This window comes from Motiliproteus sediminis, from assembly GCF_017912535.1.
Taxonomy (GTDB): Bacteria; Pseudomonadota; Gammaproteobacteria; order Pseudomonadales; family Balneatricaceae; genus Motiliproteus; species Motiliproteus sediminis.
In genome coordinates, this window is record NZ_JAERQK010000001.1 from 834,590 (window position 1) to 852,947 (window position 18,358).

20 protein-coding genes and 1 riboswitch are annotated in these 18,358 nt (G+C 59.6%); of the genes, 9 read left to right on the forward strand and 11 right to left on the reverse strand.

The window, feature by feature from the left end; all coding sequences use genetic code 11:
* Positions 1-179: 179 nt before the first annotated feature.
* A riboswitch (cobalamin riboswitch) is annotated at positions 180-396 on the reverse strand.
* Positions 397-487: 91 nt separating this feature from the next.
* The 4 genes from JJQ76_RS04005 to JJQ76_RS04020 form a co-directional block, all read right to left on the reverse strand.
* A complete protein-coding gene (locus JJQ76_RS04005) occupies positions 488-1,255 on the reverse strand; it encodes an ABC transporter ATP-binding protein (RefSeq protein ID WP_210395393.1) in 768 nt (255 codons plus the stop codon).
* Positions 1,252-2,235: a FecCD family ABC transporter permease gene (locus JJQ76_RS04010; RefSeq protein ID WP_210395394.1), complete on the reverse strand. Its 984-nt coding sequence runs from the start codon at positions 2,233-2,235 to the stop codon at positions 1,252-1,254. Before JJQ76_RS04010 ends, JJQ76_RS04005 begins: the two co-directional genes overlap by 4 nt.
* Positions 2,232-3,110, reverse strand: a complete 879-nt coding sequence (locus JJQ76_RS04015; RefSeq protein ID WP_210395395.1) for a cobalamin-binding protein — start codon at positions 3,108-3,110, stop codon at positions 2,232-2,234. Before JJQ76_RS04015 ends, JJQ76_RS04010 begins: the two co-directional genes overlap by 4 nt.
* Before the next feature lie 169 nt (positions 3,111-3,279).
* Positions 3,280-4,932 (reverse strand): methyl-accepting chemotaxis protein, encoded by a 1,653-nt coding sequence (locus JJQ76_RS04020; protein ID WP_210395396.1) that lies wholly within the window; start codon positions 4,930-4,932, stop codon positions 3,280-3,282.
* A gap of 187 nt (positions 4,933-5,119) precedes the next feature.
* Here JJQ76_RS04020 and hflD point away from each other — a divergent pair, with 187 nt between their 5' ends.
* From hflD to JJQ76_RS04050, 6 genes are all read left to right on the forward strand, one after another.
* Complete coding sequence (hflD, locus tag JJQ76_RS04025; protein WP_210395397.1) at positions 5,120-5,806, forward strand: high frequency lysogenization protein HflD; 687 nt, start codon at positions 5,120-5,122, stop codon at positions 5,804-5,806.
* Positions 5,807-5,920: 114 nt separating this feature from the next.
* Entirely contained in the window at positions 5,921-7,288 is a 1,368-nt protein-coding gene (purB, locus tag JJQ76_RS04030) for an adenylosuccinate lyase (RefSeq protein WP_210395398.1), read from the forward strand.
* Between the two features lie 67 nt (positions 7,289-7,355).
* Positions 7,356-8,210 carry an alpha/beta fold hydrolase gene (locus JJQ76_RS04035; protein WP_210395399.1) on the forward strand — a complete coding sequence of 285 codons (855 nt, stop codon included), beginning with the start codon at positions 7,356-7,358 and terminating at the stop codon, positions 8,208-8,210.
* 3 nt (positions 8,211-8,213) lie between these two features.
* Positions 8,214-8,951, forward strand: a complete 738-nt coding sequence (gene trmJ, locus JJQ76_RS04040; RefSeq protein WP_210395400.1) for a tRNA (cytosine(32)/uridine(32)-2'-O)-methyltransferase TrmJ — start codon at positions 8,214-8,216, stop codon at positions 8,949-8,951.
* A 112-nt stretch (positions 8,952-9,063) separates the two neighbouring features.
* Positions 9,064-10,743: a BatD family protein gene (locus tag JJQ76_RS04045; RefSeq protein WP_210395401.1), complete on the forward strand. Its 1,680-nt coding sequence runs from the start codon at positions 9,064-9,066 to the stop codon at positions 10,741-10,743.
* A complete protein-coding gene (locus JJQ76_RS04050) occupies positions 10,730-11,587 on the forward strand; it encodes a potassium channel family protein (protein WP_210395402.1) in 858 nt (285 codons plus the stop codon). Before JJQ76_RS04045 ends, JJQ76_RS04050 begins: the two co-directional genes overlap by 14 nt.
* Here the strand turns inward: JJQ76_RS04050 and JJQ76_RS04055 are convergent.
* Positions 11,584-12,495 carry a TIGR01777 family oxidoreductase gene (locus JJQ76_RS04055; protein ID WP_210395403.1) on the reverse strand — a complete coding sequence of 304 codons (912 nt, stop codon included), beginning with the start codon at positions 12,493-12,495 and terminating at the stop codon, positions 11,584-11,586. The two genes, JJQ76_RS04050 and JJQ76_RS04055, sit on opposite strands and share 4 nt — an antisense overlap.
* A 68-nt stretch (positions 12,496-12,563) precedes the next feature.
* Between JJQ76_RS04055 and JJQ76_RS04060 the strand changes: the two genes are divergently transcribed.
* Positions 12,564-13,172, forward strand: coding sequence for a riboflavin synthase subunit alpha (locus JJQ76_RS04060; protein ID WP_210395404.1), 609 nt, complete (start codon positions 12,564-12,566; stop codon positions 13,170-13,172).
* Positions 13,173-13,246: 74 nt separating this feature from the next.
* A complete protein-coding gene (locus JJQ76_RS04065; protein ID WP_210395405.1) occupies positions 13,247-14,380 on the forward strand; it encodes a sensor domain-containing diguanylate cyclase in 1,134 nt (377 codons plus the stop codon).
* Here the strand turns inward: JJQ76_RS04065 and JJQ76_RS04070 are convergent.
* From JJQ76_RS04070 to JJQ76_RS04090, 5 genes are all read right to left on the reverse strand, one after another.
* Entirely contained in the window at positions 14,377-14,796 is a 420-nt protein-coding gene (locus JJQ76_RS04070) for a PilZ domain-containing protein (protein WP_210395406.1), read from the reverse strand. The two genes, JJQ76_RS04065 and JJQ76_RS04070, sit on opposite strands and share 4 nt — an antisense overlap.
* Positions 14,796-15,344, reverse strand: coding sequence for a hemerythrin domain-containing protein (locus tag JJQ76_RS04075; RefSeq protein ID WP_210395407.1), 549 nt, complete (start codon positions 15,342-15,344; stop codon positions 14,796-14,798). Before JJQ76_RS04075 ends, JJQ76_RS04070 begins: the two co-directional genes overlap by 1 nt.
* 115 nt (positions 15,345-15,459) lie before the next feature.
* On the reverse strand, positions 15,460-15,693 hold the full coding sequence (locus tag JJQ76_RS04080; protein ID WP_210395408.1) for a zf-HC2 domain-containing protein: 234 nt from the start codon (positions 15,691-15,693) through the stop codon (positions 15,460-15,462).
* Positions 15,687-16,304 carry an RNA polymerase sigma factor gene (locus tag JJQ76_RS04085; protein ID WP_210395409.1) on the reverse strand — a complete coding sequence of 206 codons (618 nt, stop codon included), beginning with the start codon at positions 16,302-16,304 and terminating at the stop codon, positions 15,687-15,689. The genes JJQ76_RS04080 and JJQ76_RS04085 overlap by 7 nt, the downstream gene beginning before the upstream one ends.
* A gap of 90 nt (positions 16,305-16,394) precedes the next feature.
* Complete coding sequence (locus tag JJQ76_RS04090) at positions 16,395-17,132, reverse strand: DUF547 domain-containing protein (RefSeq protein WP_210395410.1); 738 nt, start codon at positions 17,130-17,132, stop codon at positions 16,395-16,397.
* Between the two features lie 130 nt (positions 17,133-17,262).
* Between JJQ76_RS04090 and JJQ76_RS04095 the strand changes: the two genes are divergently transcribed.
* Entirely contained in the window at positions 17,263-17,760 is a 498-nt protein-coding gene (locus JJQ76_RS04095) for a pentapeptide repeat-containing protein (RefSeq protein ID WP_210395411.1), read from the forward strand.
* On the opposite strand, the gene JJQ76_RS04100 is transcribed toward JJQ76_RS04095, so the two are convergent.
* Positions 17,696-18,331 carry a carboxymuconolactone decarboxylase family protein gene (locus tag JJQ76_RS04100; protein WP_210395412.1) on the reverse strand — a complete coding sequence of 212 codons (636 nt, stop codon included), beginning with the start codon at positions 18,329-18,331 and terminating at the stop codon, positions 17,696-17,698. The genes JJQ76_RS04095 and JJQ76_RS04100 overlap by 65 nt on opposite strands.
* Positions 18,332-18,358: the final 27 nt, after the last annotated feature.

Genomic DNA, 18,358 nt, shown 5'->3' on the forward strand with positions numbered 1-18,358 from the left:
AAACGAGCGCTACCGGCCTCCTGCCGTTGACACTCCCGATCGGTGTTCCCCTTGCGACAACACCATAACGCCGCTCACAGGCAGTAATCCTGAACAGGTCACAAGGGGGGGACTGAGGGGAGAAGTGGCGGAGACACCGCGCACAAATAACCCATCAACACGCCGCCCGCGTGCTATGCGCTCAAAGATTACTTCAGGCCGGTCTCCGGACTTACGAGCTGATTCTATGATCCATCCCTTTCGCCTTCCCATACCGAGGTACAGTGGCTCAATGAAAGGGCTGTGAAGGCGCTACCTTCGCTCGCTTACCGTTGCGGGGGCAGTGACGGACTAGATCTGTGATCGCACCGTCTTCCCGTTTAATCCAAAATGGACACCTGAGGCGTTCGCTATGGCGCCGCCACTCTACCCAAAGGGGCCGCGCCGGGTCAATACGACGTTGGCAGATAAGCGTTTCCTAATGGGACTTCCAGTCGGCAGAAAGCCGCTAGCCCGGCACCATCCAGCACTGTCCACCGTCATGCAGTGCGCGAATCGGATGGCCGTAAAGCCGACTGAGCCGATCTGATTCAAACAGTTCCGCCAGCGGTCCCGCTTCCACTCGGCCGTCACCATAGAGCAGCACCAGATGATCGCAGAGACGCGCCGCCAGATTGAGGTCGTGAAGGCTCATCAGCAGCAGCTGGTTTTGCCGGCGCACCTCGCCGGTCAGATCCTCAAGCAGCTGCACCTGATGATGCAGGTCGAGGTGATTGGTGGGCTCATCCAACAGCCAGATACCGGGCGCCTGAACCATCAGCGTGGCGAGCTTCAGCCGCTGGCGCTCACCGCCGGAAAGCAGCCTCTGATCACGCCCGGCAATGTGGCTCAACCCTACCCGCTCCAGCGCCTCATCGACCCGCGCCCAGTCCTCCGCCGACTCCCATTGCCATGGCTCCAGATGGGGGTGCCTTCCCAGCATCGCGCACTCGCGCACCGGCGCCGGAAAAGAGGAGTCGTCGCTTTGCAGCAGGATACCGAGTTGCTGTGCCCGCTCACGCACCGGCCATTGAGCCAACTCACGCTCGGCCAGCCACACCCGGCCATCCTGTGGCGAATGTAGCCCCGCCAGGGTATGCAGCAGGGTGGTTTTACCGCTGCCGTTAGGACCCAGCACGCCCCATATCTGTCCCGGCTCAAAATCCAGACACAGCTTGTCGCAGAACTGACGGCTACCCAACCGTAGCGTCAACCCTTCTATCGCCATCCGGGTCATCGCTGTGCCTCGTTGCGATTCAGCAACCACAGGAAAAGCGGTACGCCGAGGAAAGCGGTGATCACGCCCACCGGCAACTGCTGTGGCGCGATCACCGTGCGCGCCAGGGTATCAGCCGCTAACAAAAGGGTTGCCCCACCTAACGCCGCTCCGGGCACCAGCCAGCGGTGATCCGATCCGATCAGCAGCCGCAGCATATGGGGCACCACCAAGCCGAGAAAGCCGACACTGCCAGCCTGGGTGACCGCCGACGCGGTCAACAGCGAGGTTACCAGAAACAATCCCAACCGCAGCGGGCGCGGATCAACCCCCAGCGCTTGTGCTTGCAACGCCCCCCGTACCACCAGATTGAGCGGACGCGCAACCGCCCACGCGAACAGCAACCCCACCAGCAGGACTAACAGATGCCAGCCCGGCGCAGGCACATGGCTGAAATCCCCCATCAGCCAGAACAACATGCTCTTCAGCGCCTGACCTTCGCTGACCGCCAGCAGAAAGCTGACCACCGCGCCCCAACCCGAGGCGATGACAACACCGGTGAGCAACAGGCGTCCCGGCGACCAATCGCCGGCGCGGCTCACCAGCCCAAACACCAGCACTACGTTGATCATCGCGCCGGCGAAAGCCGCGGCAGCCACCCAGAAACCGCTGAAGCCCAGAATGAGGGTTATCAAAGCAGCGACCGACGCTCCACCTGAAACTCCGAGCACGTATGGGTCTGCCAAGGGGTTACGTAGCAGTGCCTGCATCATCACCCCGGCCAGTGACAATTGAGCGCCAACCACCATCGCACTGAGAGCCCTTGGAAGGCGCAACTCCAGCATTACCGCGCGTTCCAGAGAGTCGGCAGATCCAAACAGCAAAGCTGGCAGATCGGCAAACCCACGGGCATAACTGCCGACACCAAGGCTCACCACCAGGCTGACAACCAGCAGTAACGCCAGCAACAGCAACACCAGTAGCGGGTTGATCCGGCTCATTCGGCCTCGCCCTGCAGCTTGCGACACACCTCTTCGGCGCCATCGGCTACCCGCAGCGTCGGCCGGGACAGGTGGTCGGGATTGATCACCAGCAACCGATCATCGCTGACCGCACGGAGCTGCGGCCAGCGCCGCCACAGCTCGCGCCACTGCGGATTCGACGACGGCATAATGATCGCCTCGGGATCTGCCGCCAAAACCGCCTCCAGCCCGATACTGGATGCCAAACGAGGCAGGTTAGGAAACAGATTGTGCCCGCCGCACAGGGCCAGTACCTTGCTGATGATATGCTCACCGCTAATGGTCATCAGCGGCTCCTGCCAGACCTGATAAAACACCCGGACCGGCGTCGCGTTACGGTACCGCTGCCCAAGCGATGCCATCCGCTGCTCGAATCCCGCGGCGGCCAGCTCCGCTTTCTCATCGTTGCCGGTCAGATGCCCCAGCTTGCGGATGTTATCGGCGATGTCATCAAAGGAGAGCGGCTCACTGAGAAAGAGCGGTATCGAATGACGCTGGAGAAAATCCAGCGCGCCGCCGGGATTACCTGAAGGCCAACCCACAATCAGGTCCGGTTGCAACGCCAACACCCGCTCCAGATCGATACGATCGTAACTGCCAACCCGAGGCAACGACTTGGCGGTGGCTGGGTAGTCACTATAACTGACAGCCGCGATCACCCGGTCGCCGGCCCCCGCGCTGAAGAGCAGTTCGGTGGTATGGGGCGCCAGACTGATAATCCGTTCAGCGGGCACGGTCAGGCGCACCAGGCGCTGCTTGTTATCGACCACCTCGATACCATCCGCTACGGCGTGATGGACGCTGAACAGCGCCAGCAACAGCGCATGCAATCCAACTCTGATGGCGGCGTTCATCGGCAATCCGGTAGCGGGTATGAGAGGCGGCCAAGGATAATACGTCAACGCAGCGGGAGCAAAACATCCCGACCTTGTCGCCCGGTGGAGTCAGCAGCTGCAACCTGAACAGCCGCCGCACGCATAAAAAAAGCGCTCCGGGGAGCGCTCCTGGCCGCTAAAACAACGGTCAGGAAACCTTGAACTTGCCAACCTCGGCACGTAGCTGCGCCACCAGCGAATCCAGATTCTGGCTGGCACCACTGGACTGCTGCGCATCGTCCAGAGTTCGCTGCGCTTCCTGGCTGATGTTGACGATATTGCGGTTAATCTCCTCGGTCACCTGCGCCTGTTGACGCGCGGCCTCATCGATCTGCTGGCTCATTCTGTTGATGGTCGCCACGGCTTCGGTTATCCGGTGCAACGCTGTGCCCGCTTCCGAAGCGGTCGAAACTGCACTTTGTGCCATTTCACGACCACTGTTCATAACCCCGACCGCATCCCGAGTACCTCCCTGCAGCAGGGTAATCATCGACTGGATCTCTTCGGTAGATTCCTGTGTCCGCTGCGCGAGACTGCGCACCTCGTCCGCGACCACGGCAAAGCCGCGCCCCTGCTCGCCGGCACGTGCAGCCTCAATGGCCGCGTTGAGCGCCAGCAGGTTGGTTTGTTCGGCAATACCGCGAATGACGTCAAGAATCGAGCCGATGTTATCGCTGTGCCCTTCCAGGGTCTGCAGCACGCCGGACGCCTGTTCAACCCGCTCCGCCAGGTCATTGATCGACTGCACTGCACGACCCACGATCGCTTCGCCATCAACCGCCTGAGCATTGGCTTCACTGGCCGATGTCGCGGCCTGGTGAGCACTGTGAGCCACCTCCTCGACCGACGCCTGAACTTCGTTCATGGCGGTAGAAACCTGCTCAGCCTCAGCCTGCAGCTGCTGCATCCCTTGCAGGGTCCGAACCGCCGACTGCTGCATGGCGTTACCCGCATCACGCAACTGTTCGGTGTCCTGATGACTCTGCCCCATGAACGTCTGGATATAGGCGATAAAACCGTTAAATCCTGCTGCCACCTTGGACAACTCGTCGCTGCCGCGCTCATCCAGTCTCAACGTCAAATCGTGGGAGCCGTTGGCGACCTCCTCTAACGACAGCGCCAGATGCTTCAACGAGGGGATAATGCGGCGATACAGGAAAGTCATTACCAGCGCCACCAGAACCGCTACCAGCAACCCGCCAACCAACATCACCACCATGTTATGGTGCGCCGCAACCACTGCGGCTTCAGCCGAGTCTTGCAGCTGCTGATCAAGCTCTGCGGCCAACAGGTCGAGCTGGTCAGCCAATGCTGCGGAGGCATCGTCAAACCCGCCACTACCTTTCATTAACTGATTGCCGGCGTCGAGGCCCTGATCGATATACGCCAACGCCATTCTGGCCCCTGCGGCATGCAGCGCCTGGACCCGGTTTTTAAGTTCGTTTACCTGCGGCTGCAGCGCTGGGATGGACTGAGTCAAGCGATCCAGACTCTGCAGCGCCCCGTCGCGGCTGGCGTCAGCTTCAGCCATCGCCTCGTCGCTGCGCGTGGCACCGACATCGGTCATGAATTGCTGCACCTGAACCACGTAGTAGCGCGTGTCTTTCAAAGCACCCACCGCCGCTGCCTGAACGCTCTGCTGCTTGATACGCTGCTGCGTTCCAGTAAGCTCAACATAGTTGAACCCACACAGCGCCACAATCGCGGCCACGATCACTGCCGGCGCGATAGACATCAGCTGCCGGATCGTAACGTTCCCCATATACTCCCCCTTCGACTGACGCCAGGATGCAGGCTGCATCACGCCAATCCATTAGTTTATTCTAATATTTTTGATTTATCTCACATTGTTGCATCGTACCCTTAACGGTTTCTTAAGAAAATGTTAAGGATCACCGATCCCAGCTCACGCTGTCGTGCATCCGGCCAAATAAGCTATGATGTTCTCCCCTTACTTATCGGCCACGAATTACGGGACCTTACACCCTATGTCACGACAGCAAGACGAACAGGCGATTGCACTTGCAGGCATCTTCCAGGCCGCCGCGCTGGTGGACCAGGTCGCTCGCCGCGGCCTGATCCCGCAGAACGAATTCGAAGCCAGTGTGAACAGCATTTTCATTACCAATCCCAGCGCCACCGAAGATGTCTACGGTGGGGTCAGTGAACTGCCTTATAATCTGCAGCTCGGGCTCAAGCAAGTGCGTGATCTGGCCAGCAAAAAAAGTCCGGAAAACAAAGAGATCACCCGCTACGCCTTGAGCATGCTGCACTTGGAGTCGCGCTTGCGCAAACACCCGCAGATGCTCGACAGCATCGCCTCAAAGCTCGAAACCGTACGCCAGCAGAGCCGCTTTTACGACCGCGACAATGCCGACGACGGCGCCGCTGCCGAGGTGGGTTCTGCCCGCTTCTCGCACCCGGCAGTAATCGCCAACATTGCCAATCTCTATCAGGAAACCATCAGCACTTTCAGCTTTCGAATTCAGGTTACCGGCGAACCCCGCCATCTCCAGAATCAGGATAACGCCAACAAGGTACGCGCGTTACTGCTTGCCGGTATTCGCGCCGCGATCCTCTGGCATCAGGTGGGCGGTCGCCGCTGGCATCTGCTGTTTTTCCGCTCCCGCGCAGGCCGCAGCGCCGAACGCATCCTGAATCAAGGTCGCTCCTGAGCCTCGCCCTCGTCGCGCCCCCTGGGAGGCGTTAACCGGCACCCCTGCTAAATCGGCAGGGGTTGGTGTATAATCGCGCGCTCAATTTACAACCCCCCAGAATGCGAGTGTGTAATGGAGCTTTCCGCCTTAACCGCCCTGTCTCCCGTCGATGGCCGCTACGGTAGCAAAACTGCCGAGCTGCGCCCTCTTGTCAGCGAATTCGGCCTGATCCGCTTCCGCGTCGAAGTCGAAGTGCGCTGGTTGCAACAGTTAGCCAACCACCCCCAGATCACCGAAGTACCGGCGTTCAGTACCGAAACCAACGCCCTGTTGAACAGCATCGTCGAGAATTTCTCCGAGGCTGACGCGCTGCGGGTCAAGGAGATCGAGCGCACCACCAACCACGATGTAAAAGCCGTGGAATACATGATCAAGGAGCGCTTCAAGGGCAACGCCGAACTGGAAGCAGTCAGCGAATTCGTCCACTTCGCCTGCACCTCCGAAGATATTAACAACCTGTCCCACGCCCTGATGCTGCGCTCCAGCCGTGATCAGGTTCTGGTTCCGACCATGGAGCAGGTGGTTAACGCCATCACCGAGCTGGCCAAAGCCCACGCCGCCCAGCCGATGCTGTCGCGCACCCACGGCCAAACCGCCTCGCCCACCACCCTGGGTAAAGAGATGGCCAACGTAGTCGCGCGCCTGCGTCGCCAGCTGGATCAGGTCAAGAAGATCGAACTGCTTGGCAAGATCAACGGTGCGGTAGGCAACTACAACGCTCACTTGTCCGCGTACTCAGAGATCGACTGGCAGAGCAACGCCCAACAGTTCGTTGAAAGCCTGGGTCTGACCTGGAACCCCTACACCACCCAGATCGAGCCGCATGACTACATCGCCGAGCTGTTTGACGCGGTCTGCCGCTTCAACACCATTCTGATCGACTTCGATCGAGACGTCTGGGGATACATCTCTCTGGGTTACTTCAAGCAGCGCGCAATCGCCGGTGAAGTGGGTTCCTCCACCATGCCGCACAAGGTCAATCCGATCGACTTCGAAAACTCCGAAGGCAACCTCGGCATCGCCAACGCCATCATGGCGCACCTGGCCGCCAAACTACCGATATCCCGCTGGCAGCGCGACCTGACTGACTCCACCGTACTGCGCAATCTGGGCGTTGGTTTTGGCCAGAGCCTGATCGCCTACCAGGCCACCCTCAAAGGGATCAGCAAGCTAGAGATCAACGCCCAGCGGCTGGACAGCGATCTGGACAACAGCTGGGAAGTGCTGGCCGAGCCGATCCAGACCGTGATGCGCCGTTACGGCATTGAAGAGCCCTATGAAAAACTGAAGGCGCTAACCCGCGGCAAGACCATCACCAAGGAGACGCTGGCCGAGTTCGTCGAAACGCTGGAGATGCCGGCCGCCGCCAAAGAAGAGCTCAAGCAGCTGACGCCGCACAACTATATCGGCAACGCCATCGATCAGGCCAACGCCATCTGATCATCGGCACCGCTGGTCGATTGAAGGGGGCCATGGCCCCCTTTGTTACCTCAGGACGCCACTGACCATGACCACGCTGATCACCAGTGACCAATGCCCCCTTAACTACCAGATACGCGGCAGCGGGCCCTGCGTGATTTTCCTGCACGGATGGAGCTCCAGCGCCCTGGAATGGCTGCCGTTCGCTGAAGCCCTGAGCCATGAGTTTCGGGTTATCTGCTGGAACGCCCGCGGCCACGGGCTGCAGCAACACCCGGAGAACACCGATGTCAGCCTGGATCGCATGGCCGATGATCTGGACCAGCTACTGACCCGGGAAGCGCCCGAAGGCGCTCTGGTAGTGGGCCACTCCATGGGGGCCCTTACGGCCTGGAACTATGTCCGCAGACACGGCTGCCAGCGCCTGCGAGGGCTCTGCATCGTTGACCAAAGCCCCCGCTTGCTAACCGGAGACGACTGGCAGATGGGCGTTTACGGACGGTTCTGCGCACAGCGTAACGATGGTTTTATCCGCCTGCTCCAGCAGACCTTCCCGGACGCGGTGTGTCGGCTGATCTTCAGTCAACTGGATGACCCTGACCAACCGCTGCCACAGTCACGCTTTGTCGAACGGTTACAGCAGTATCTGGCTAGCCTGCCCGCGGACCTGTTAATCCGCTGCTGGAAGAGCCTGACCGAGGCGGACCTGCGGGATACCCTGCCGCTGATAACGGTTCCAACGCTACTGATTTACGGGGAGCGCAGCCAGTTCTACTCGCGGGAGCTCGCCCAGTGGGTGCATCGCCAGATCACCGATAGCGAGCTGCACATCTACCCTGACGCCGACCACTCGCCTCACGTGGCGCAGCGCGAGCGCTTTATAGCTGACCTGCGGCAGTTTGCCGCCGGACTGCCACAACCTGTCGCCGTCGAGGCTGGATAACCCATGCTGAGCAATGTTCGTATCGTGCTGATCAACACCTTTCACCCGGGCAACATCGGCGCTGCCGCCCGGGCGATGAAGAATATGGGCCTCAATCAACTCTTTCTGGTCAACCCGGTCGAGTTCCCGCACCCCGAAGCCAGCTCGCGAGCAGCGGGTGCGCTCGAACTACTGGAGCAAGCCACCGTGGTTGATACGCTGTCAGAGGCGATCGCCGATTGTCCGCTAGTGATCGGCACCAGCGCGCGCAGCCGCAGTTTCCCCTGGCCGATGCTGAACGCCCGCGAGTGCGGCCTCCAGGTCGTGCGCGAAGCGCAACAGGCCCCGGTTGCGATCGTCTTTGGGCGGGAACGAATGGGGCTGCACAACGACGAACTGCGGCAATGTAACTACCACGTGGCAATCGATGCCGACCCTGAATACCCGGTCCTCAACGTGAGCGCCGCGCTACAAGTGATCTGTTACGAGATCTGGATGGCACACCAAGCCCTCGCCCCGCACGCGGGCGCTGATAGCCAGCAACTGCCGAGCTATCCCGATCAGGCCGCCATGCAGCACTTTTACCAGCACCTGGAAGCCACCCTCAAAGCGATCGGCTTCATTTTGCCCCAACACGAGGGCAAAACCATGACCAAGCTGCAGCGTTTCTTCAATCGCGGCCGGCCGGAGCAGATCGAACTCAATATGCTGCGCGGCATCCTGTCAGCCATAACGCGCCATGCAGGCGATCAAGACAACTAGCTGACAGCGCGGCTCGAATCGCAAAAAATGCGCCGCCTCAAACAGTTGCCGAGCGCCCCGCGGCTGATAGAATAGCAACCCAACCCCGCCGCATGTTGATTCAGGAGCCCGCGTGCCATCGCTGCTTAGATCTTTTCTCGCGCTCATACTGATCGCAGCCGGCATTTCCGTACAGGCCAGCGTCAACGCCACTCTGGACCGCAAGCAAGGTGCCGTTGGCGCACCGTTGCTGCTGACCCTCGAAGCGCAACAACCCGCGCCTTCAGAGCCCGATCTGTCAGTCCTCGAAACCGACTTCACCATCCTCGGGAGGCGCCACAACACCCTCTCCAGTTTCAGCAACGGGCGCACGCTGTACACCCAACGCTGGTTGATCACTCTCAGTCCGCGACGGGCGGGCCAGCTGACGCTGCCGGCGATCACGCTGGGCAACGAGTCCAGCGAGGCGATCATTTTCAAAGCCCTGGAGCAAGCGTCTAGCCCGAGCGGGCCGGCACTGCTTGAAAGCAGCATCGAACAACCGATCATCTACAGCCGAACCGCCACTGTTCTCAGCGTGCGTCTGTATTACCAGGCCGGCCTGACCCATGCAGAGATCACCGAACCGTTGATCGACGGGGTTCAGATCTACCCCCTGGGTGATCAGCGATACTTCCGCGAGCAACGCGACGGGCAGCGCTACAGCGTGATCGAGCAGCGCTACAGCCTGCTGCCGGAGCAGCCTGGACGCTACCGCATTCCCACACTGCAGTTCAACGGCCTGGGTGGCAGTGGCAATCCGCTCAGTGCCGAATCTTCACCGCTGGAGTTTGAAGCGCTACCCTGGCCTGAGGCAGCAGCCCCCGCCGAAGTAGCGGCCACCGAACTGCGCCTTGATGCGCGCTGGTCTAATCCACCCGGTGCGGTTCGGGCCGGCGATACCCTCACCCGCACCCTGATCGTCGAGGCCCACAACGTGCCCGCTGCCTGGCTGCCGCGCCCAGCGCTGCAGCCGCCGCCCAACGTGCGCGCCTACCCGCAACCGGAGAAACGCCAGGAATCGATCAATAACGGAGTATTGGTATCACGGCTGGAACTGCCTTACCAACTGCTCTTTACCGCCGCAGGCCCGGCACAGTTTCCGGTTGTGACCATCAACTGGTGGGACTCCGTACGCGAGCGCCGAGAACAGGCACGTCTGGCGGCGGAGCGCATTGAAGTCGGCCAGTTCCTGGCACCCGCCGCGGCCGAGACCGCAGTGGCTGCCCAACCTCAGGCAGCCTCCAGAAGCGAACAACAACCCGCGCCGCCCTCGGCGGATAGCGTTGCCGGCTGGAGTGGCTGGTTATGGGCGCTGGTGGCACTGGTATGCGCCGCCGGCTGGACCCTCAGCCGCGCACAGGTCCGACAACTGGAGGCGGCGCTCTCCAAGGCGCAAGCCGGGCTGCAGAGCGAGACGCAGAACCGCGATCAGGCTGACCAGCAGCAACGGCATGAACTACAGGCACTGGATCAACTGCAGCGCAGTTGCCTGAGCGGCGATGCCGCCGCTGCCTATGAAGATCTGCTGCAATGGGCGGGCGAGTACTGGCCCGATGAGCCTGTCACCAGCCTGGCCGATATCGAACGACTGGCATCGGCGCCGACACTAAACTATCTGCTGCGAAATCTGGAGCACAGTCTCAGGCGCCGCCATGACGACGAGCCCTGGCACGGAGATCTGCTCTATGAACAGATCGTTCGACTCCGAGAACGCCGACAACGCAGCTCTGCCTCCCCTCAGCAACGGACCGCCAGCCATGTTGAAGTTTGACCCCCGCACTCTTCTCAACGCCGCCGGCCTGGGCGGCGTCGCCGCCGATGAGAACGCCGAAGCGCAGCGCTGGGGCCATCTGTTAGAGATCCCGATGCTGTTCGTGGCGATATGGATCCTGATCAGTTGGTATCTTGAGCATAAAGGCATGATCACCCCCGAAATGGGCCTGATGACCGACGTGGTGATCTGGCTGATGTTCGTGGTGGAAACCATCGTGCTCGCCCGGCTGGTGGATAACCCCACGCGTTACCTGAAACACAACTGGCTTAACCTGTTTATCATCGCCGCAGGGGTCCCCATTCTCTGGGGGCACAGCAATATGGCACCGATGTTGCGGACCCTGCGGATGCTGATTCTGCTGCGGCTGCTGCTGCGTATATCGGGTGACGCCCGGGCCCTGCTGGCACGCCATAATCTGGGTACGACCCTGATGGTCAGCTTTGTGGTACTGCTGATGTCCGGGTTTATCATCGCCGGTATCGACCCGGCAATAAAAACCCCCTGGCAGGGGATCTGGTGGGCCTGGGTCACAGTCACAACGGTTGGTTACGGCGACGTCGTTCCGTCCAGCTGGACCGGCAAAGCGTTCGCCGCACTGCTGATTCTGATGGGTATCGGCCTGTTTTCGATGCTAACCGCGAGCTTTTCGGCCTTCTTTATCGCTCAGGATGAAAAGGAGGTGCTCGATGCCGAACACGAAAACATCGAACGTCTGCGCCAACTGGAGGAGCGGCTGGAACGCATTGAGGGACAACTGGAACACGCGGTAGAGCTGCTTGAAGTTCATAGCAAGCATCCACCGCCCACACGCGCGCCCGATGACAGCCGCGAGCAGAACTAAGTCAGAATACTTTGCAACGCTGGCTTTAGCTCCGGATACCTGAACTCAAACCCCGCTTCCAGTAGACGCGCCGGCACCACGCGCTGGCCTTCGGTCAATAGCGTTGCGCCTTCGCCCAGGATGAGTTTAAGCATCAGCGGCGGAACCGGAAGTACAGCCGGCCGGTTGAGAACCGCGCCAAGCGTTTGGCTAAAGGTTTTGTTGGTCACCGGTTCCGGCGCAGTAGCATTGAATACGCCACTTAACACCTGATGATCGAGCAGAAAGCGGATCAGGGCGACCATATCCTCCAGGTGCACCCACGACATCCACTGCCGCCCCTGACCGATGGGGCCGCCCAGACCCAACCGGAACGGAGGCAGCATCCGTTTCAACGCGCCCCCCTGCCCCAACACCACTCCGGTTCTGAGCAGGCAAACCCGCAAACCGAGGCCTTCTGCCTGTTGCGCGGCAGCCTCCCAGTCACGGCATAACTCATGGGCAAAGCAGGCGCGACCGTCATCTTGTTCCAACAGCACGCGGTCACTGTCGTGGCTGCCATAAAAACCGATGGCAGATCCGCTGACCAGCGTCGCGGGACGGGTGTCCAGCCTCTCGATCAGCGCCACCAGCTGGCGCGTAGTATCGAGGCGACTGTCATACAAGACCCGTTTGCGCGTTTCACTCCAGCGCGCATCCAGTATCGGCTCACCAGCCAGATTGACCACTGCGTCAATGGTGCAATCCGCTGTAATCTCATTCAGATCGGCCACCACGCGTATGCCGGGAAACCGGCGCTGCAATTTTTCCGGCCGGCGAGACAGACCAATAACCCCAATGCCGTCAGCCAACAGGCTGTCGATCAAAGCGCCACCAATAAAGCCGCTGGCACCGGTAATAAGAACCTCTGTGTCGGAGTCGCTTTTCATCCTGGTACGGTATCCCTAAAATGCGATGCACTGAGCATAGCAATCGATACGGACAGGAGCGAACCGGCATGTTTACAGGAATTGTCCAAGGCACCGCTGAGGTCGTCGAGATCGAGCAGAAAGCTGACTTTCGCAGTCACACCCTGCGCCTGCCTCTGCCCCTGCTCAGCGGGCTACAGCCCGGCGCGTCGGTGGCCCACAACGGCTGCTGCCTGACGGTAACCGCCATTGATGGCGATCTGGTCCGATTTGACCTGATGAAGGAAACCCTCGCGGTTACCAACCTTGGCGAATGCACCCCGGGCTCCCGCGTCAATGTTGAACGCGCCGCTCGCTTCGGCGACGACATCGGCGGACATGCCATGTCCGGTCACGTACACTGTACCGCGCCACTGGTCCAGCGTATCGACAGCCCCAACAATCGCGAACTCTGGTTCGAGCTACCGCAAGCGTATAGCCGCTTTCTTTTTGCCAAGGGCTATATCGGCATTGACGGCGCCAGCCTCACCATTGGCCGGGTCGACGGCTGCCGCTTCAACGTCAACCTGATCCCGGAAACACTTGAACGCACCAACCTCGGTTGGCGGCAGGAGGGCGACCGGGTCAATATTGAAATAGACCCCCAGACCCAGGCGATTGTTGAAACTGTCGAGCGAATCCTGACCCAGCGCAGCTAAGCGCCAACTGACGCTGTGTTTTACTCAGGGACGGTGATAAGGTTGGATCACTTCGTGATCGGCGACGGACCAGGATGAACCCGCTCGAACAAGAAAACCGCAGTCTCAAGCGGACGCTGCACCTACTTATCAGCAAAGCTGAGCGCAACCGTGACATACTGCAGACCTTTCAGGAGATAGAGCTACGGCTGCTCTCCTGCGACTCGCTTGCCGACCTGCTGGATATGCTGCTGATCACGGTAAAGGAGTACTTCCGTCTGGATGCGGTTAACCTGACCCTGTTCGACCCTGAGCATACCGCCCGCGACCTGATCCCCCAGTATGAGGCACCCGCAGCCGACAGTCTCTACTTTGCTGACCGCTACGGCGAGCTGAAACAGCTCTATCGAAAGTCCCCTAAACCCTGGCTGGGGGCGCCCGACAAGGAGCTGCGCACTCGCCTGTTTCCGCGCAACAACCGCATTAGCAGCTGCGCCCTGCTGCCACTGGTTCGTCAGGAAGTGATCATCGGCAGCCTGCATCTGGGCAGTAACGACATCAGCCGCTATACCCCTAACGTAGCCACCGATTACATCAGCCATCTGGCATCGGTGGTCAGCGTCTGCGTGGAAAACTGCATCAGCCAGGAAACCCTGCGCCGGCTGAGCATCATCGACATGCTCACCAAGGTCAACAACCGGCGCTCCTTCGACCAGGAGCTGCAGCGCGAACTGTCACGCGCCAGTCGCAATCACTACCCGCTGAGCTGCCTGTTTATCGACCTCGACCACTTCAAGCAGATCAACGACACCCATGGCCACCAGACCGGCGATCAGGTGCTGCGGCAAACGGCACAGACCATCGCCGAACAACTCCGTAAAACTGACCTGATAGCTCGCTACGGGGGTGAAGAGTTTGCGGTGTTGTTGCCTGGCTGCGTAGGACAACAGGCACTGGAGGTGGCGGAATCGATCCGGCAACGCGTTAGCGCCGTGACCTTGCACTCGGAAGCCGGCACGCCACTGCAGGTCACCCTTTCTATCGGCGTTTCGACCTGCCCGCCGCAGCCGCACGAGCCCGGAATCGGAGAGACGATGGCCAAACGGTTGGTGGCTTGTGCTGACAAAGGCGTTTATCAAGCCAAGCGCGACGGGCGCAACCGGGTCGCCTTTATTCCCATCGGAGAAAGCGGCGGCATGACTGAACTGGCGGCTAACGCCTCTGCCTAGGTCAAATCTGCGGGAGTGCCGAACTCCTCCATCCAGAGCATCAGTTGCTCCAGCAGCGCCAGAGACGCTTCGCCGATCTCGACGAACTGCAAGCCGATCTGGTATCGATCCGCGCCGACCCTCCGCACATACACGGTCTGGCAACTGAACGACACCGAGCCGGCCGGCTGACCGATCTCCTGTCCGGTTTCAAACAACACATCAACCGGTGGCCGCCGAGTCCCCTTGGGCGGATTGAAATTGGGAAAAACATTCTCGACCAGTTGACGAGCACCCTCCACCCGAAGTCCGTGGCGTGACAGATCCGTGACCTGCGCCGGGGTTGAATCCTGCCAGTCAGTGCGCACTTGAGCGGCGAAGTCCACCCGGTATCGGGCTTCGGTCCGCTCTTCCGGCATACCTTTAAATCCGCTCATCAGGCCAGATCTTCGATCAGCGCTTGGGCCAAATGGCGATAACGGGCTTCAAACCCGGCCGATGCCAGCGGGTCGTCCCGCTGCGGCAACTGTTGACTCACGGCGTGCCACTCATCCCGGCTCAATGTCCTCTGGATCAGCGGAAAGACCTTGTTTTCCTCCTGACTAAGGTGATGGCTCTGCTTGTCGATGAAACGACTGAGCTGACGGCTGAAATCGGATAACGATACCGGTGCGTCCATCAACGCAGCGTCAATGGTGCGCGCCAATGCGTGAGTCAACTGAGCCAGCTCTCGGTGCTCGTCAAACTGCTGGGAAATTACAGTTGCCGTGTCGGGATAGTGTGCGCGCAGGTAATGGTAGAGGTGGTCTTCCTTCTCATGATGGAAACTACCGGCGTAGTCTTGCAGATAATCAACCACCTCCGCCATCAGGGCAAAGTTGGGCTTACCGCCCTGCTGGAGGGTAACCAGTTTATTCTTGAGAATCGTCAGCAGGACGGTAATCTGCTGGTGATCCTGGTGCAACGCGTTCATCAACTGCTTCATCTGATGACAACCTCCCGGCAATACGCGATGGTCGGCAGCCGGGCCCTACACCTCCCCGGCAAAGGATCCACTATAACGACTGACGACTCCGAACCCCTTGACGGATATCAACAAATTAATCGCGCGGTAGAGAACTGATATGCTGGCAAAGCCGTTTGACCTCGACGTCATGGGACTTTGCCTTGTGGGCTCGCCGGAGCATCACGGCAACGGCGTTGAAGTTATTTATAAAGGTGCGGCAATGATGACACATCATCAGATGCAGGCGGTACTGCAGACGCTGACCGAGCGACAACTCGCCATCGACATAGGCGCTGGATTTCTCCGTGATCTGTTTGCAACTTAGCATTCGCCGCTGTCCTGAAAATGTTCGATTTTGCCAAACAGGCTGATGCGGGCGCGATGAAGCAGTACCCGGGCATTGGATGCGCTGATCTGCAGAATGTTACAGATCTCTTCGAAGCCGTAGTCTTCCAGATCCTTGAGCACGAATACCGCCTGCTGCAGCTCCGGCAGCCGTCCCATGGTCAGTTCGATGCAGTCTCGCATTTCGGTGCTGGTGAGCAGCGTATCAGGGCTATCCTCATGCCAGGTGCTCGGCGGTATGGTCCAGTGCCCATCATCCGCGAAACGCCCGGTCAAAACCCCATCTCCTCCGGGCGACAGCCCTTCAACCGCTATCGTACGCGACTCTTTGCGCAGGCGCGTGCGCGCTTCGTTGGCGGTAATCCTGAGGATCCAGGTTTTAAGCGATGAGCGGCCTTCAAAGCGCGGCAGAGCACGATATACGGAAACCCAGGCCTCCTGCACCACCTCATCGGCGATGGCATCACCGACCATACTGCGAGCCAAACCGATCATGGCACCGTAATACATACCAACCAACTGGTTGAAGCTCTGCTCATCCTGCTGTTTGAGCGCCGGCAACAGTGCCGCTTCCTTCGCCGTATCAATGCTCATTGATGGTGTGTATACCCTGTAGAGTCTGCCGCTACACCACGTCGCGTCAATCGCTCACACCATAGCAAATTGCTGCGAACATACAACCGGCTAGCTGCCGTTCACCCGCCAGTCATAGGGTAGATAACGAAGCGTATCCGCTTCACTCATCACCCCGTAACGGCGCAACCATGCACGCACGCCGCCGCCACTCTCAAAGTCGGCGGCAAACCAATCGAAAATCTTGGAGATCGCCAGGGCTTCGCCGCGTTCAGCAGCGCCCTTTTTGGGGTTAGATAGAAATAGTCGGGTCTGGTGGTCAAGTTGCTGCTCCAGAGCAGATCCACGATAGGGCCTGGCCGCCAGATCCGGGCAACTCAACGACGCGCAGACTATCGCCATATGGATGCGGGGGTCACCCATGGGCCGCAATATCTCGTGCTCCACCTGATGCAGCGTTACCGGTTCACCAGCGATCTTACCCGCCTCGCGCCGCCAAACCGGCCTGATCCAACTGCCGATATCGCGAATGCTCTCTACCGGCCAGTGCTTCAGTACCAGATCAATAGCAAGGATATTATACGCATTGATATAAAAGGCCTTCTTGGCATTCGCCCCGGACAGCGTGGAGGGATCGGTCCGCTCCAGCATCGCGATGACCGCTCGCCACCTTGGATCGCTACCCAAGCCAGTGTAATCGACCCAGCGTAAATTCAGCCCCTCAATCTCACGCATCTCGCTGTACTCGTCGAGCAACGAGGCATACAGCTGCCAATCAAGATCGTCTGCACGTGCGGGCGATACCAGCAACATCACAACCAGCAACCATAGCGACGGGAACTTAGCCACTGAAAAACTTCCTAATCAAGTTAGAGTCTGACCCTGCAATGAAGGCAAAAGCCGTTATACTTCAACAGATTTAACCAAGGGCCGTTTGTTACAAGCGGATCGGATACCGTTGACTACCAAGGATATCGCCATGCGTTTCACTCCCTTAGCTGTCCTGTTCGCCAGCGCCATGATCGCGCTACCCGCGGCAGCCTTTGACAATACAGATCTCAACCAGCTCAGATCGCAAAAACGCTGCATCGGCTGTGACCTGTCCAATGCCAACCTGCGTGATGAAAGCCTATCGGGTGCCGACCTGCGCTGGTCCAACTTGCGTGGCGCTAATCTCGAGCGAGCCGAACTTTCCGGCGCTAACCTCACCGGAGCCAATCTCACGAATGCGGCCCTACTGCGAACCAATATGGAGCGGGCAACACTTCAGGGGGTTATCTTCCACGGGGTCGATCTTACCGCCACACGCCTGAGCAACAGCGACCTGCGCTGGAGTGATATGACCCATCTGGATATCAATCGCGACTTGTCACGAATGGATGTCAGCGGCGCTCAGCTGGAAGGCGCGCGCTTCAAGGATCGCTACCGTTGCAGTGATCGCTCCCAACCGGGACGCTGCGCACCTGAGCGTCGCTAGCCCCGGTCCCGCTCTGTTTGACCGGCATGACCGGCACAGTACAAAAACCCTGTGCCGGCACATCCAGCGCGCTGTTGAACTTGCTCGACAGGTTCTGAAATGCGATCAGTCCGGTCAGCTCCACCAGCGCATCGTCGTCAAACCACTGCTTGAGTTTTTGTATCAGCTCGGCGTTTACCCGACGCCCCGTGATGGTCATCGCTTCCACATACTCCAGTACCGTTTGCTCGCGCAGGTCAAACAGATCACTGGCCCGCCAGTTGTCAAGGGCTTCAGCCTTGGCACTTGAGCCGCTGCGGCGCGCGAGTGTCGCTGCGTTGATATCGACACAAAATTCACACCAGTTAAGCTGGGATACACGCACCGTTACCAGCGAGCGCAGCACCGGGTCGACCGGCGATCTTTTGCGGTCAAGAACACCGTAAAGCAGTGCTACAGCGGCAAATAGCTTGGGCACCCGCGCCCATAACAGCCCTGGCTTCAACACTTCGCCATAACGACGCTGCTGACTCCAGAAAAACGGGCGCAGCCATAACGGATAGCGGGACAGCGGTTTATCTTTCACAAACACGAACACACTCCCATGCAACAAACGACA

Excerpts from the sequence above, each read along its gene's own strand:
- JJQ76_RS04005 (WP_210395393.1), bottom strand. The coding sequence starts at position 1,255 with ATGACCCGGATGGCGATAGAAGGGTTGACGCTACGGTTGGGTAGCCGT.
- JJQ76_RS04010 (WP_210395394.1), bottom strand. The coding sequence starts at position 2,235 with ATGAGCCGGATCAACCCGCTACTGGTGTTGCTGTTGCTGGCGTTACTG.
- JJQ76_RS04015 (WP_210395395.1), bottom strand. The coding sequence starts at position 3,110 with ATGAACGCCGCCATCAGAGTTGGATTGCATGCGCTGTTGCTGGCGCTG.
- JJQ76_RS04020 (WP_210395396.1), bottom strand. The coding sequence starts at position 4,932 with ATGCAGCCTGCATCCTGGCGTCAGTCGAAGGGGGAGTATATGGGGAAC.
- hflD (WP_210395397.1), top strand. The coding sequence starts at position 5,120 with ATGTCACGACAGCAAGACGAACAGGCGATTGCACTTGCAGGCATCTTC.
- purB (WP_210395398.1), top strand. The coding sequence starts at position 5,921 with ATGGAGCTTTCCGCCTTAACCGCCCTGTCTCCCGTCGATGGCCGCTAC.
- JJQ76_RS04035 (WP_210395399.1), top strand. The coding sequence starts at position 7,356 with ATGACCACGCTGATCACCAGTGACCAATGCCCCCTTAACTACCAGATA.
- trmJ (WP_210395400.1), top strand. The coding sequence starts at position 8,214 with ATGCTGAGCAATGTTCGTATCGTGCTGATCAACACCTTTCACCCGGGC.
- JJQ76_RS04050 (WP_210395402.1), top strand. The coding sequence starts at position 10,730 with ATGTTGAAGTTTGACCCCCGCACTCTTCTCAACGCCGCCGGCCTGGGC.
- JJQ76_RS04055 (WP_210395403.1), bottom strand. The coding sequence starts at position 12,495 with ATGAAAAGCGACTCCGACACAGAGGTTCTTATTACCGGTGCCAGCGGC.
- JJQ76_RS04060 (WP_210395404.1), top strand. The coding sequence starts at position 12,564 with ATGTTTACAGGAATTGTCCAAGGCACCGCTGAGGTCGTCGAGATCGAG.
- JJQ76_RS04065 (WP_210395405.1), top strand. The coding sequence starts at position 13,247 with ATGAACCCGCTCGAACAAGAAAACCGCAGTCTCAAGCGGACGCTGCAC.
- JJQ76_RS04070 (WP_210395406.1), bottom strand. The coding sequence starts at position 14,796 with ATGAGCGGATTTAAAGGTATGCCGGAAGAGCGGACCGAAGCCCGATAC.
- JJQ76_RS04075 (WP_210395407.1), bottom strand. The coding sequence starts at position 15,344 with ATGAAGCAGTTGATGAACGCGTTGCACCAGGATCACCAGCAGATTACC.
- JJQ76_RS04080 (WP_210395408.1), bottom strand. The coding sequence starts at position 15,693 with ATGCTAAGTTGCAAACAGATCACGGAGAAATCCAGCGCCTATGTCGAT.
- JJQ76_RS04085 (WP_210395409.1), bottom strand. The coding sequence starts at position 16,304 with ATGAGCATTGATACGGCGAAGGAAGCGGCACTGTTGCCGGCGCTCAAA.
- JJQ76_RS04095 (WP_210395411.1), top strand. The coding sequence starts at position 17,263 with ATGCGTTTCACTCCCTTAGCTGTCCTGTTCGCCAGCGCCATGATCGCG.